The 13,877-nt window shown below is 72.6% G+C and carries 14 protein-coding genes; 5 read left to right on the forward strand and 9 right to left on the reverse strand.

Annotation, left to right across the window (positions count from 1 at the left end):
- Window positions 1-53: 53 nt before the first annotated feature.
- A complete protein-coding gene (locus ACFWYM_RS22685) occupies window positions 54-1,514 on the reverse strand; it encodes a hypothetical protein (protein WP_384839993.1) in 1,461 nt (486 codons plus the stop codon).
- Between the two features lie 252 nt (window positions 1,515-1,766).
- Here ACFWYM_RS22685 and ACFWYM_RS22690 point away from each other — a divergent pair, with 252 nt between their 5' ends.
- Window positions 1,767-3,605, forward strand: coding sequence for an endonuclease/exonuclease/phosphatase family protein (locus tag ACFWYM_RS22690; protein WP_384839996.1), 1,839 nt, complete (start codon window positions 1,767-1,769; stop codon window positions 3,603-3,605).
- Between the two features lie 26 nt (window positions 3,606-3,631).
- On the opposite strand, the gene ACFWYM_RS22695 is transcribed toward ACFWYM_RS22690, so the two are convergent.
- Window positions 3,632-4,372 carry an SRPBCC domain-containing protein gene (locus tag ACFWYM_RS22695; protein WP_384839998.1) on the reverse strand — a complete coding sequence of 247 codons (741 nt, stop codon included), beginning with the start codon at window positions 4,370-4,372 and terminating at the stop codon, window positions 3,632-3,634.
- A 231-nt stretch (window positions 4,373-4,603) separates the two neighbouring features.
- Here ACFWYM_RS22695 and ACFWYM_RS22700 point away from each other — a divergent pair, with 231 nt between their 5' ends.
- Window positions 4,604-5,077, forward strand: a complete 474-nt coding sequence (locus ACFWYM_RS22700; protein WP_384840001.1) for a GNAT family N-acetyltransferase — start codon at window positions 4,604-4,606, stop codon at window positions 5,075-5,077.
- Window positions 5,078-5,099: 22 nt separating this feature from the next.
- On the opposite strand, the gene ACFWYM_RS22705 is transcribed toward ACFWYM_RS22700, so the two are convergent.
- The gene (locus ACFWYM_RS22705; protein ID WP_384840004.1) at window positions 5,100-5,852 is read right to left on the reverse strand and encodes an SDR family NAD(P)-dependent oxidoreductase; all 753 of its coding nucleotides are present in this window, start codon (window positions 5,850-5,852) and stop codon (window positions 5,100-5,102) included.
- Window positions 5,853-6,019: 167 nt separating this feature from the next.
- On the opposite strand from ACFWYM_RS22705, the gene dapA reads away from it, so the two are divergent.
- On the forward strand, window positions 6,020-6,937 hold the full coding sequence (gene dapA / locus ACFWYM_RS22710) for a 4-hydroxy-tetrahydrodipicolinate synthase (protein ID WP_384840007.1): 918 nt from the start codon (window positions 6,020-6,022) through the stop codon (window positions 6,935-6,937).
- A gap of 97 nt (window positions 6,938-7,034) precedes the next feature.
- Window positions 7,035-7,346 (forward strand): hypothetical protein, encoded by a 312-nt coding sequence (locus tag ACFWYM_RS22715; protein ID WP_384840010.1) that lies wholly within the window; start codon window positions 7,035-7,037, stop codon window positions 7,344-7,346.
- Window positions 7,347-7,462: 116 nt separating this feature from the next.
- On the opposite strand, the gene dapD is transcribed toward ACFWYM_RS22715, so the two are convergent.
- On the reverse strand, window positions 7,463-8,452 hold the full coding sequence (gene dapD / locus ACFWYM_RS22720) for a 2,3,4,5-tetrahydropyridine-2,6-dicarboxylate N-succinyltransferase (protein ID WP_384840012.1): 990 nt from the start codon (window positions 8,450-8,452) through the stop codon (window positions 7,463-7,465).
- Window positions 8,453-8,461: 9 nt separating this feature from the next.
- On the reverse strand, window positions 8,462-9,949 hold the full coding sequence (locus ACFWYM_RS22725) for an MFS transporter (RefSeq protein ID WP_384840015.1): 1,488 nt from the start codon (window positions 9,947-9,949) through the stop codon (window positions 8,462-8,464).
- Window positions 9,950-10,016: 67 nt separating this feature from the next.
- On the opposite strand from ACFWYM_RS22725, the gene ACFWYM_RS22730 reads away from it, so the two are divergent.
- Window positions 10,017-10,910, forward strand: a complete 894-nt coding sequence (locus tag ACFWYM_RS22730; RefSeq protein ID WP_384840018.1) for a winged helix-turn-helix transcriptional regulator — start codon at window positions 10,017-10,019, stop codon at window positions 10,908-10,910.
- Here ACFWYM_RS22730 and ACFWYM_RS22735 read toward each other — a convergent pair.
- From ACFWYM_RS22735 to ACFWYM_RS22750, 4 genes are all read right to left on the reverse strand, one after another.
- Window positions 10,882-11,457 (reverse strand): TetR/AcrR family transcriptional regulator, encoded by a 576-nt coding sequence (locus tag ACFWYM_RS22735; RefSeq protein WP_384840021.1) that lies wholly within the window; start codon window positions 11,455-11,457, stop codon window positions 10,882-10,884. The two genes, ACFWYM_RS22730 and ACFWYM_RS22735, sit on opposite strands and share 29 nt — an antisense overlap.
- Window positions 11,457-11,777, reverse strand: coding sequence for a DMT family transporter (locus ACFWYM_RS22740; protein WP_384840023.1), 321 nt, complete (start codon window positions 11,775-11,777; stop codon window positions 11,457-11,459). Before ACFWYM_RS22740 ends, ACFWYM_RS22735 begins: the two co-directional genes overlap by 1 nt.
- 94 nt (window positions 11,778-11,871) lie before the next feature.
- Complete coding sequence (locus ACFWYM_RS22745; protein WP_384840026.1) at window positions 11,872-12,243, reverse strand: VOC family protein; 372 nt, start codon at window positions 12,241-12,243, stop codon at window positions 11,872-11,874.
- A gap of 36 nt (window positions 12,244-12,279) precedes the next feature.
- Window positions 12,280-13,602, reverse strand: a complete 1,323-nt coding sequence (locus ACFWYM_RS22750; RefSeq protein ID WP_384840029.1) for a DUF3616 domain-containing protein — start codon at window positions 13,600-13,602, stop codon at window positions 12,280-12,282.
- Window positions 13,603-13,877 lie beyond the last annotated feature (275 nt).

Here is a 13,877-nt window from a genome sequence, read left to right on the forward strand (position 1 = left end):
TACGGAAGCGGCTCAACCCCCTTGCCGGGAGCCTCAGTTCCCTTACGGGAGCCTCAGTTCCCCTGCTGGGAGCGCGCCTTGAACGCCGCCTTACGGGCCTCCTTGGCCACCTTCTTGTCCGGGTGCAGGCGTCCCATCGCCTCCAGGACGTCCGCCGTGGCCGGGTGGTCGACCCGCCAGGCCGCCGCGAAGAACCCGCTGTGCTGCTCGGCGAGCCCCTCCACCAGGCCCTGCAGCTCGTCCGAGTTGCCCTCGGCCGCGAGCTGCGCCGCCAGCGTGTCGACGGTCAGCCAGAAGATCATGTCCTCGGAGGGCGGCGGCACGTCGGTGGCCCCGTGCTCGGCCAGCCAGACCCGGGCGAGACCGCCGAGCTCCGCGTCGTCGAGGACCTCGCGCAGCGCGGGCTCGGCCTGCGCCCCGGCCAGCGAGAGGGCCTGCTGGCAGCGGAGCCGGCGCAGCGGGGCGCCCTCGTCCGAGCCGCGCGCGGCGGCGAGCAACTCCCGTGCGGCGGCCAGCGGTTCACGGCGGGCCAGCCACTGCTCGATCTCGGCCTGGGCGGCGGCCTGCGGGAAGCCGGCGGTCCCGTCGAGCAGCGCGTCGGCGCCCTTGTCCGCGAGGTCGCCGACGGCGGGCGCGTCCACCCCGGCCTCCAGCATCCGGGCGCGGAGCCCGTACAGGCCGAGGGGGGTGAGGCGGACCAGGCCGTAGCGGCTGACGTCCTCGTCCTCGATCGGCTCGGGCGGCTGGTTCTCGTCGATCTCGGCCATCAGGGCCTCGTCGACCGGCTGGTACTCGACGAGCCCGACCGGCTCCAGGACGCGGAACTGGTCGTCGAGCTTCATCATCGCGTCCGACACCTGCTCCAGGATGTCGTCGGTGGGCTCGCCCATGTCGTCGGGCACGATCATCGACGCGGCGAGCGCGGGCAGCGGCACCGGGCCCTCGGCCGCGGCGCCCGCGTCCTCGCTGACGGTCAGCAGGTAGAGGTTGCCGAGGACGCCGTCGAGGAACTCGGCCTCCGCCTCCGGGTCCCAGCCCAGCGCGTCCAGGTCGATCTCGCCGCCCTCCTCCAGGGCGTCGACGAGGTCGTCGAGGTCGGGCACCGAGGCGTCCGCGAGGATCGTCTCCAGGGCGGCGAGCCAGACGCCGAGGACGTCCTGCGGGCTGCCCGAGGTGACCAGGGCGAGCTCCTCGCCCGCGGTGACGGTGCCCTCGGCGTCCTCGTCCGCCCCGTCCTCCGGGTCGGTGACCTCCACGAGGCCCGTGTCGACGGCGACCCGCCACGCCTCGCTGGTGTACGCGGCGGCGTCCTCGCCGGTGAGACCCAGCTCGGCGGCGGCCGCGGGCAGCTGCTCGTCGACGAGCTCACCGCCCGCGCCGACCCGGGTCCCGGGCCCCGCCCAGCGGGCGAGGCGGACGGCACGGGAGAGCAGGGGGGAGGCGAGCGCGGCCCGCGCGAGTTCCGCTTCGGAGTGCAACAGCACCGGCGGCAGGGAGGCGGGGCTTACGGACATCGGCTGGTTCTCCTAGGTACGGACGGTGCGGCTGACCGAAGCCTAGACGGATTTCGCACCATGCCGCCCGGTTCATGTCCCTGCCAGCCATCGGGTTCACCAAGACATAGCGAGACGTACACCCCAAGCCCCCTGTCGGAACCTTGACAACTCCCCTGCTCACACAAGAGATTGACGCGCGTAGAGCGCCCGCACGGCCCTGCACCGCCGCATCCTTCCCTGCCGGAATCCGCCCCTCCCCGGAGCCCCCTCATGCCCTCCATACCGAAATCCACCGCCATCGCCGCCGTCGTCGCCACCGCGCTGTCGGCCGGACTGCTCGTCGCGACCTCCTCCACGGCCTCCGCCGACGAGGTCCGCGTCCACGACATCCAGGGCACGACCCGCCTCTCCCCGCTCGCGGGCAAGGAGGTCACGGACGTGCGCGGGGTCGTCACCGGCGTCCGCGACCACGGCTCCAAGGGCTTCTGGATCCAGGACCCGAAGTCCGACGACGACCCGGCGACCAGCGAGGGGATCTTCGTCTACACCGGCTCCGCGGCCCTCGCCGTGAAGACGGGCGACGCCGTCCGCGTCTCCGGCACGGTCGCCGAGTACGTGCCCGGGGGCGCCGCCTCCGGCAACCAGTCCCTCACCCAGCTGACCAAGCCGCAGGTCACGGTCGAGTCGTCCGGCAACGCACTGCCCGCCCCGGTCACCCTCGACGCGTCGTCCGTGCCCGCCGCGTACACCCCCAAGGGCGACCCGGCCAAGGACGGCAGCGTCAACGGCCTGACGCTGCGCCCGCGTTCGTACGCCCTCGACCTGTACGAGTCTCTGGAGGGCATGAACGTCCGGGTGGGCAGCTCGCGCGTGGTCGGCGCGACCGACGCGTACAACGAGCTCTGGGTGACGGTGAAGCCGAAGGAGCACCCGGTGCGCCGGGGCGGCACGCTCTACGGCTCCTACACCGCGCAGAACACCGGCCGCCTGCAGATCCAGCAGCTGGCCCCGGTCACCGAGCACCCCTTCCCCGAGGCGAACGTCGGCGACACCCTGTCCGGCACCTCCGAAGGCCCCCTGGACTTCAACCAGTTCGGCGGCTACACCCTCGCCGCGCGCGAGCTCGGCACGGTCAAGGACGGCGGGCTCGCCCGCGAGAAGACCCGCAAGCAGCGCTCCGGCGAGCTGGCCGTGGCCACGTACAACGTGGAGAACCTCGACCCCACCGACCCGCAGAAGAAGTTCGACGCGCTCGCGGGCGCCGTGGTCACCAACCTCGCCTCGCCCGACGTCCTCGCCCTGGAGGAGATCCAGGACGACAACGGCGCGAAGAACGACGGGACGGTCGCCGCCGACCGGACCGTGAAGAAGTTCACGGACGCGATCGCCGCGGCGGGCGGCCCGCGCTACGAGTGGCGCTCCGTCGACCCCGAGAACAACAAGGACGGCGGCGAGCCCGGCGGCAACATCCGCCAGGTGTTCCTCTTCAACCCGAAGCGGGTCTCGTTCACGGACCGCGCACCCGGCGACGCGACGACCGCGACCGGCGTCACGAAGGCACACGGCAAGGCGGCCCTCACGCACTCCCCCGGCCGGATCGCCCCCGCCGACTCGGCCTGGGCGGACAGCCGCAAACCGCTCGCGGGCGAGTTCACCTTCCGCGGCCGCACCGTCTTCGTGATCGCCAACCACTTCGCGTCCAAGGGCGGCGACGAGGGCCTGACCTCGCAGCACCAGCCCCCGGCCCGCTCCTCCGAGGCGAAGCGGCTGCGCCAGGCCCAGGCGGTCAACTCCTTCGTGAAGGACCTCCGCAAGGTCCAGAAGAACGCGGACGTCGTCGCGCTCGGCGACATCAACGACTTCGAGTTCTCGGCGACGGCCAAGGCACTGGAGGACGGCGGCGCCCTGAGCTCTGCGGTCAAGTCCCTGCCGCGCGCGGAGCGTTACTCCTACGTCTACCAGGGCAACTCACAGGTCCTCGACCAGATCCTGACCAGCCCCGGGGTGGGCTCGCTCGACGACCTCAGTTACGACAGCGTGCACATCAACGCGGAGTTCGCGGACCAGAACAGCGACCACGACCCGCAGGTCCTCCGCTTCAAGCCGTAGCGGCCACCGGAGCCGCGCCCGCCTCCTCACCCGTAGAGGGCGAACAACCAGTCCCGCCAGGCGAGTTCGTTGTGCTTCGCGTCGGCGTGCGGTCCGAAGTCGTGGACGCTCACGCCGACCGGCCCGCCGAAGTGGTTGCGCCCGAAGAAGCGGTACAGGGCGTCCTCCGTGCGCAGCCCGATGAAGCAGCGGGTGCGGAAGTCGAGGATCGCGTCGAGGGGCCCGCCGGGGGCGTCCACCCGCAGGCGGGCGCCCTCGGCGGCGTCGGCCGGCAGACACAGCTCCCGGCCGAGGGCCTCGAAGGCGTCCGGGGTGGTGGAGGCGGCCGGGCCATGGACGGAGGCGAAGGCGGCGAGGCGGCCCGGGAAGTACGTCAAGTACTGGCGCAGGGTGTGCAGATAGAAGTCGGTGTGGCGGCTGGCGGCGTCGTAGAGGGTGTCCCAGTCGGCCGTGAACGCCCCGCGGTGCGCGTACCGCACCCAGGACCGCCGGCCGCCGTCGCGCGGCTCGATCGTCTGGTCCAGCTCGTTGCGGCTCTGCCCCGGCGGCAGCCGGCCGGGGCCGTCGGTGCGCCCGGTGAGCCGGTGCGGCGGCTCCCACCGCGTCACGGTCCCGCCGAACGGCGCGGCGCCGCCCACCCGGGGCTCGTACTCCAGCGGCCACAACCAGCCACCGGTGCCGATGGTGAGGGCGTCCCACACCTCTCCCGGGGCGGCGTCGACCTCAAATTCCCTGACGATCTCGAATTCCTTGCCGTCGCCGCTCATGACGCCTCCTGACCGCACCCGCCACCGCCGTCCCCCGCCACGGTCGCACCCCCACCCCTCCCCCTCCACCCGAGAGCCCCCGTCCGCGCCCACTGGCCGGAAATCTACGCTCAGCGCGGTAGCGGGGCGTACGCGAACTGGCACCGCACCAGGAACTCCCCGGCCGGAGTCCGCCCGGCCCGTACGACCCGAGTACGGCCCGAGTACGATCCGCGTGCGACACTCCCGGCCATGACCCTCCCCGCCGCGCCCGAGCCCGGCCTCCGCCCCGCCACCCGCGCCGACCTGCCCGCGGTCCTCGCCCTGCTCGCCGACGAGGACCGCGCCGTCGACCCGGCGACGGTGGTCGTGGACGCCGCGTACTCGCGGGCCTTCGCGGAGATCGAGGCGGACGCGCGCAACGAGCTGCTGGTCCTCGACGACGGTCAGGGCACCGTCCTCGGCTGCCTCCAGGTCACCTACATCCCGGGCCTCGGCAAGGGCGGCGCGGAGCGGGCGCTCGTCGAGGCGGTGCGGGTCCGGGCGGACCGGCGCGGGGCGGGGCTCGGCCGGACCCTGATGGAGCGCGCCGTCGAGCGGGCCCGCGCCCGCGGCTGCGCCCTCGTCCAGCTCACCAGCAACAAGCGCCGCGAGGACGCCCACCGCTTCTACGTCTCGCTGGGCTTCACGCGCAGCCACGAGGGCTTCAAGCTGAGCCTCCCGTAAGGCCGTTGGGGCCGCTCAGGGCTCACAGCAGGTGGCCGCCGCCGTCCACGAGGAGGACCTCGCCCGTGATGTACGCGGAGTTGGCGAGGTCGAAGACGGCGCCCGCGATGTCCTCGGGCTGCCCGACCCGCCCGAGGGGCAGCCGCGCCGCGACGTCCTTCATCGCGTCCTCGATGCCCTCGACCCCGTCGAACCACGGGGTGTCGATCATGCCGGGTGCCACCGCGTTGACCCGCACCTCGGGGCCGAGCGTCTTGGCGAGCAGCTTGGTCATGTGGTTCACGGCGGCCTTGGTGACGGCGTAGGGGATGGAGCTGCCGTTCGGCCGGACGCCCGCCTGCGAGGAGACGTTGACGACCGCGCCCGCGCCGCTCGCCTTCAGATGGGGCGCGGCGGCCGTGATGGTCTGCCAGACCCCGATGACGTTGACGTCGTACAGCTCGCGCCACACGTCGGGGCTCGCGGCGGCCAGGTCGGCGTGGTCGATGAAGCGGGTCGAGCCCGCGCAGTTGACGAGGAGGTCGAGCCGCCCGTACGCGTCCACGGCGGCCTGGACCAGACGCTTGGCGTCGGCCTCGTCGGCGACACTCGCCTGCACGTAGACGGCGTCGGGGAGTTCGGCCGCGAGCTGCTCGCCCGCCTCGACGGAGCGCGCGGAGTTCACGACGACGCGGAACCCGGCCCCGGCCAGGCGGCGGGCCACCGCGGCGCCGATGCCGGACGACGACCCGGTGACCAGGGCGACGCGCTGCTCCTGCTGACTGCTGCTGCTCATGCTGTTGTTCCCCTCAAGTCGGCCTGCCGACGCCCGCGCCGATCATGCCAGACGCCGCCGGACCCGCCGCACGGAGCGGCAGAGCCACCCACGCCGTAGCGATGCTCCCCATTACCTCGTAGAAGAATTAAGTGGAGCTTCACGACGACGGTGCCGAGACTGCCCGTATGACGCTCCCCCACCCCGCGCCCCCGGCCCCCTTCGGCCGCGCCCTCTGCGCCATGGTCACGCCGTTCACGGACGGCGGTGCCCTCGACCTCGACGGCGCCCGGCGTCTCGCCACGCGCCTGGTGGACGGCGGCTGCGACGGCCTCGTCCTGTCCGGCACCACGGGCGAGTCCCCGACCACCTCGGACGCCGAGAAGTCGGCGCTCGTACGGGCCGTGGCCGAGGCGGTCGGCGACCGGGCACACATCGTGGCGGGCATCGGCACCTCCGACACCCGGCACACCGTCGAACTGGCCCTGGCGGCCGAAAAGGCGGGCGCCGACGGCCTGTTGGTGGTCTCGCCGTACTACAGCAGGCCCCCGCAGGACGCCGTGGAGGCGCACTTCCGCGAGATCGCGGACGCGGCCGGGGTGCCGGTGCTCCTGTACGACATCCCGGGCCGCACCGGCACCCGCATCGAGCCGGAGACGCTGCTGCGCCTCGCCGAACACCCCCGCATCGTCGGCGTGAAGGACTGCGCGTACGACATCCTCGGCTCGACGAAGGTCATCGCCCGCTCGGACCTCGCGTACTACACGGGCTGCGAGGAGTACGCGCTGCCGCTGTACGCGCTCGGCGGCGCCGGGTACATCAGCACGGTGGCGAACGCGGCGCCGGGCCCGATGCGCGCGATCCTCGACGCGTACGACCGCGGCGACCCGGCCGAGGCCCGCCTCGCGCAGCAACGGGCCACCCCGCTCATCGAGTTGATGATGGCATCGGGCCTGCCCGGCACGGTCACGGCCAAGGCGCTCCTCACCTCCCTCGGCCTCCCCGGCGGCCCGGTGCGGGCACCGCTGCGGGCCGCCGGGCGGGAGGCGGGCGAGGAGCTGCGGGCGGCGTACGAGGCGCTGGCGGGGGCACGGTCGGCGCACTGATCCCACCTTGACAAACACGGGTGAAATGGGCCGATCTGTACGTTTCTTGGTGTCAGCGAAACCCGAGGGCCCAAGGAGTCCTGTGATGAGCATGAACATGAGCAAGCGCATTGCGATCGGTTCGGCTGCTGTCCTGTGCGGCACGCTCGCGATCGGCGGCGTCGCCAACGCCGCCTCCGGCACCCCGCACCACAAGGGAGACCAGTCGCACAGCCAGACGGTCAAGCGCTCCGCCGACGTCGAGCACATCCCCGCGGGCAAGGTTTCCGCGAACAAGGACGCCGGGGACAGCAAGGGCGACAAGAGCAGCAAGGACGACATCGCCCCGGCCAGCCCGTCCAACCCGTACAGCCAGACCGTCAAGATGCCCGTCGGGACGGACGCGATCCCGGGGCACCCCGTCAAGTAGCCGCGGAGGCACGGAACCGGAGCCACACACACGAGCGCCCTCCCCGGCCGCCTCAGGGCCGGGGAGGGCGCTCGTACGTCGCTGCCGATCAGCCACAACTGATCAGCTGCAGCTGATCAGTTGTGGCTGTGCAGAACCTCGTTCAGACCGCCCCACACCGCGTTGTTCGGGCGGGCCTCGACCGTGCCCGTGACCGAGTTGCGGCGGAAGAGGATGTTCGAGGCGCCGGAGAGCTCGCGGGCCTTCACGATCTGGCCGTCGGGCATCGTGACGCGCGTGCCGGCCGTGACGTACAGACCGGCCTCGACGACGCACTCGTCGCCGAGCGCGATCCCCACACCGGCCTCGGCGCCGACCAGGCAGCGCTCGCCGATGACGATGCGGACGTTGCCGCCGCCGGAGAGCGTGCCCATCGTGGAGGCGCCGCCGCCGATGTCCGAGCCGTCGCCGACGACGACACCGGCGGAGATGCGGCCCTCGACCATCGACGTGCCGAGCGTGCCCGCGTTGAAGTTCACGAAGCCCTCGTGCATGACCGTCGTGCCCTCGGCCAGGTGCGCGCCGAGGCGGACCCGGTCGGCGTCGGCGATGCGCACGCCCTTCGGCGCGACGTAGTCCGTCATGCGCGGGAACTTGTCGATGGACGTCACCTGGAGGTGCAGGCCCTCGGCACGGGCGTTCAGGCGCACCTTCTCCACGTCGTCGACGGCGACCGGACCGAGCGAGGTCCAGGCGACGTTGGCGAGGAGACCGAAGAGGCCGTCCAGGCTCTGGCCGTGCGGCTTGACCAGGCGGTGGGACAGCAGGTGGAGGCGCAGGTACGCGTCATGGGCGTCCAGCGGCTTGTCCTCGAGGGAGGCGATGACCGTGCGCACGGCCACGACCTCGACACCGCGCCGGGCGTCGGGCCCGACCGCCTTCGCGGCGCCCTCGCCGAGCAGCTCCACGGCCCGCTCGGCGGACAGCCGCTCGGACCCGGCCGGGCCGGGCTCGGCGACCAGCTCGGGGGCGGGGAACCAGGTGTCGAGAACGGTGCCGTCGGCGGTCACGGTGGCGAGACCCGTCGCAACGGCGCCGGTGGTACGAGTAGCAGTCGTGTCGGTCATGGGTGAAACCTAACCGGAGGGGCGGCGCGCGGGCGAACCGGTCTCAGGGAGCGGGCCCCGGAACGCTGCCGCCGCCGCGGACGCTCCCTCGGAGCCGGCCCCGGACACCCCGTGGCCGGACGCCCCGGACCCAGACTTCTCAGCGCCGGACTTCTCAGCGCCGGGCCTCTCAGCGCCGGGCCTCTCAGCGCCGGACACCTCGGGACCGGACACCCCCGCCGCCCCGGCCCCGAGCCGCCCGGCAAGCAGCACGAACACCCCCGCCACCCCCGCGAGCCCCGCGCACACCGGCCACAGCGCCCCCGGCGCCACCGAGTAGAGCGCGCCGCCGAGGGGCGCGGAGAGCACCACCCCGCTCACCGAGACACCCGAGTACAGGCCCTGGAAGCGGCCCTGCACATGCGCGGGCGCGTGATCGGCGACGTACGCGGTGGCGGTGGTCTTGTAGAGGATCTCGCCCGCGGTGAGCAGCAGCATCATGGTGACGGCAGCCCCGAGCGCCGTCGTCCCGAGCGCCGTCCCGGCGGCCAGCACCCCGTACCCGGCACCCACGAGCAGCAGCCCGCAGCCGACGATCCGCAGCGGCGCCCGGCCGCGCAGGGCGACCGCGACGGGGAGTTCGAGGAGCACGTTGACGGCGCCGTTGATCGCGAGGAGCCAGCCGTAGACGGCGGTGTCCAGTCCGTGGTGGCCGAGGTCGAGCGGGAGGGTGGAGTACTGCTGGCGGTAGACGAGGTCGGTGACGAGGATCGCGGCGAGCAGCAGGACGACGGTGGGCCGCGCCCGCAGCGCGGCGAACACCCCCGGCCCGCCACCGCCCGGGACACCACCGTCCGGTCCGCCGCCGCCCGCGACGCCACCGTCCGTCCCGCCGCCCGGCCCACCACCGCCCGGGACGCGCACCGCCCTCCGCGCCGCCACCCCACGCGCGGGCAGTACCCGCGCAGGCAGCACCCGCGCGGCGTACGCGGCGAAGACGAGCGTGCCGACCCCGTCGACGACGAACATCACCCCGTACGAGGCGTGGGCGATCAGGAGCGCACCGAGCGGCGGCCCGGCCGTGAAGCCCGCGTTCGCCGCGCACCGCATCACGGCGAAGCCCTGCCGCCGCCCGCCCTCGGGGACGGTCGCGGCGACGAGCGCGCTGTTGGCGGTGCGCACGCACCCGCCCGCGTACTGGCTGAGCACCGGCACGACGTAGAGCAGCGCGACCGGCAGGACGGGCAGCGCGAGCACCCCGGCCCCGCTCACCAGGGATCCGACGAGCAGCACGCGCCGGTGCCCGAACCGGTCCCCGAACCAGCCGCCGGTGAAGTTCCCCGCGACCATCCCGGCGCCGCCGATGCCGCTGATCAGCCCCGCCTGCGCGACGGACAGTCCGCGCTCGTGCGTCAGGTAGACGAAGAAGTACACGAACGTGAAGGCCACGACCATGTTGAAGAACTGGCCCGCCGCCAGCAGCCACACCGTGCGCGGCACGTCCCGAAGCGCCTTCACTCCGCCTCCCCCAGCCGGCTCATGCAGTGAGTTCCTTTTGGGAACGGACTATGTCAGCATGAGTGCCATGGCGCAACGGACCCGGCTCGACGACACGCACTGCGCCATCGCGCAGGCGCTGGACGTCGTGGGCGACTGGTGGACCCTGCTGATCGTGCGCGACACGGCCCGCGGGCTGCACCGCTTCGACGAGCTGCAGCGTGAACTGGGCGTGTCCCGCAAGGTGTTGACGGAGCGGCTGCGACTCCTGGTGGACGCGGAGGTGCTGTCCCGCGTGCCCTACCAGGAGCACCCGCCCCGGCACGAGTACCGCCTCACACCGCGCGGCCGCGCGCTGCTCCCGGTCCTGGTGGCGCTCCAGGACTGGGGGGACACCTGGGTCCTCGGAGAGGGAGAGATGACGGCGACGACCCCGACAGCGGCCTCACAGGAGGCGCGGCGCGTCCACGACCTGCTCGGCACGCACCTGCCGCAGCTCCGACTCGCCGACGACAAGGGCGAGTTGAGGGACCCGGTGGCATCGGACACCCCGTACACGGTCCTGTACTGCTTCCCCGGCGCCTACGCCCGCAGGGACGCCTACCCGCCCGGCTGGGCCGGGATCCCGGGCGCGCCCGGCTGCACCCTGGAGTCGTGCACGTACCGCGATCAGCTGGCGGAGTTCACGGCGGCGGGCGCGACCGTGCACGGCGTCTCCACCCAACGCCCGGACGAACAGCGGGCGTTCGCCGACAAGGAGCGGCTGCGCTTCCCGCTCCTCTCGGACGCGGACCTGGCCCTGACGGCGGCGCTGCGGCTGCCCACGTTCCGCGCGGCGGGCGTGAGCCGCCTCAAGCGGCTGACCCTGGTCGTGGACCGGGAGCGGGTCGTGCGCGAGGTGCAGTACCCGGTCACGGATGTGACGGCGAGCGTGGACGCCGCGCTCGCGACGGTCAACCGGCTTGCTTCCCAGGCGCGTTGACGATGATCCGGTGGAGCATCTCGCGCGCGTACGCCTCGTCGTAGGGCGTGTCCGTGAGGAGCACCTGCAGACAGATGCCGTCCATCAGCGCGGACAGCGCGCACGCGGTGGCGGCGTCGGTCCGCTCGGCGATGATCTCGGTGAGCTCCTGACACCACTCGTCGGCCACGCAGCGCAGCGCGGGCCGCCGCAGCGCCGCGAGATACAGCTCGTACTCCAGCTCGACGCCCGTGCGCTCGCCGCCGAGCCACTCCCCGAGCAGCCCGGCGAGCTCGCCCGCCAGATCACCACGGGGATCCCGAAGGCCCCCGCGCCCGGCCGCGACCTTGGCGAACCCCTGATTGGTCTGCCGCAGCGCGGCCACCATCAGCTCGTCGAGGGTCTTGAAGTGATAGGTGGTCGACCCGAGCGGCACATCGGCCTCGGCGGCGGCGGAGCGGTGGCTGAGCCCGCCGATGCCCTTCTCGCCCACCACCCGGATCGCGGCGTCGATGATCCGCTGCCGCCGCTCCGGGTCATAGCGCCGCCCGGCCCGCTCGCCCACCATCAGTGGGCCCCGCCCAGATTGAGCACGACCACCCCGGCGATCACGAGCGCGATCCCCAGGACCTTCACGAGGTTGGTCGACTCCCCCAGGAACAGCATCCCGATCCCGGCGACCGCGGCGGTCCCGATCCCCGCCCAGATCGCGTACGCGGTCCCCACCGAGAGCGTCTTGAGCGTCTGCGCGAGCAGCGCGAAGGCCAGCAGATAGCCCACGACGGTCACGAGCGAGGGCCACAGCTTGCTGAACCCGTCGCTGTACTTCATGGCCGTCGTCCCGGCCACCTCCGCCGCGATGGCCGCGGCCAGCAGTCCGTATCCCATGCGTACGAGTGTACATATCGATGCGTACGGGCGTACGCAAAAGGCGGATCCCGGCCTCCCGAAGACTGCCCCTCCTGAGGGCTGCCCCGCCTCCTCAGCGGAACGCGATCAGCGACCGCTTCGGCCTCAGCACACAGAATTCGTTGCCCTCCGGGTCGGCGAGCACCACCCACCCGACCTCCGCCCCCTGCCCGACATCCACCCGCCGCGCCCCGAGCCCCAGCAGCCGCTCGACCTCGGCCTCCTGGTCGTCGGGGGCGAGGTCGAGGTGGAGCCGGTTCTTCACGGACTTCCCGTCGGGACTCGGCATGAAGCAGATCCCGACGGGCGCCGACGCGTCGGTCCCGATGACGACCTCGCGCTCCCGCTCGGAGAGCACCTTCCAGTCGAGGACCCGGCACCAGAAGCGGGCGAGGCCAGGCAGGTCATGGGCGTCGATGACGATGTGGTGCAGTGCGAGTGCCATGTGCCCACTATCGCGCCAACCACCGCCCGGACACGGCTACTTGGTCACCGTGAACCACGTGGCCCGCGACTTCTTCCACTCCGCGTGGGCGAGGTCCTTGGCCTCCGTGCCGTCCCCGTAGAGGTCCGCGGAGCCGCAGTCGGTGATGAGCTGGGCGCGGGCACCGGGCACGCTCAGGTCGGGCACGTCCACGACGGCCTCCCAGCCGCCGGGGTCGCTCGTGGGCAGGTCGGCCCGCTTGACGGGGGCGTGACCTGCGACGCCGTCCCACTGGTAGAGGGCGTAGGGGTCGGAGTTGTCGTCGGCGGCCCAGCTCCCGGCGACGATCAGATACTGGTCGGCCGCGTTCTTGCGGATGTCACGGATCGAGAGCCCGCCCAGATCCAGCTCGATCGGCTCCCCGAAGGCGGCCTTCGCGCCGCTGCCCACCACCTTGTCGATGTTGGTGACGGGCACGATCAGCGCCTTCCCGCCGTCCTTCGGCGGCACGAGCGGCGCCCGGAACCCGATGTACGCGGTGGTGCTCGACCCCGGCGCGAACTCGAGCCCCTCCACGTTGAACCCGTCGATCTGCTTGGGCACTTGACCACTGGCCGTACCGGCCGCGAAGCCCAGCCGGTCGTCATGGTCCTTGTCCCAGGCGACGAGGTCGTCCCGCAGCTTCTTGTACGAGCCGCCGAGCGCGAGCGCCGTCGCGGCCCCGCTGCCCGTCACCTTCGTGGTGAAGACGGTGTTGCGGGGCGCCTTGTACTCACCGCTCTTGTTGTTGCCGAGCGACCCGGTCCAGTAGATGGTGTCCCCGACCCGCGCGGCCCCCTCGATGTCGACCTCCTTCGACACCCCGAGCCCGGAGCTGAAGTCCCAGGTCTTCACGGGCGCCCCGGACACCGAACGGTCGTACAGGCGCAGCACGTTGGACTCGTCGTCGGCCACGACCACATAACCGCCGCCGACGTCCACGGCCGCGGACGCGTCGCTCGACCCGGTGAAGTACCGGCTGTCGGCGCCCTGTTGGACCGCCCCGGACGCCGCGTAGTGCAGCGTCGCGGTGGCCGTGCCCCCGTCCGGCCCGGTGACCTGCAGGGTCAGGTCCGTGTACCCCTGGCCCTGTGCGTCGACCGAGACCTGCCGGGTGGCCCCGGTCCCGGTCACGGCGACGTCGCCCGGGGCGGCCACCGACGCCTTGCTGGACGCCGTCGCGGCCACCGTCAGCTTCGAGGCGTCCGCACCGCTCTGGCCCACGGTCACGGTCACCGTGGGGTCCCCGTCGGCGCCGACCGCCCCCGACAGATGAGCCGCCGAGAGGGAGATCGTCGGCGTGCCCTGACTCGCCGCGTGCGCGGGCATGTTGAGGCTCATGGCGGTCAGCGTAAGAACGCCGCTCGCCAGGGCAATGGCCGTACGCCGGGACGGGGAAACGTAAGTCCGCACTGGGGTCCTTTCGACGGTGCTGTGTCGTCGAGAACCCTCAATCACCTGCGCCAACCAGGGGGGTACGCCCTACAGACGCAAGGTGAACAGAACGCGGTTCGGCCCCCTGCGCCGCCAGGCACAGGGGGCCGAACCAGCAGCAATCCCTCAGACGTTGAAGCCGAGCGCCCGCAGCTGCTCCCGCCCGTCGTCCGTGATCTTGT

The organism is Streptomyces sp. NPDC059009 (genome assembly GCF_042740175.1).
Taxonomy (GTDB): Bacteria; Actinomycetota; Actinomycetes; order Streptomycetales; family Streptomycetaceae; genus Streptomyces.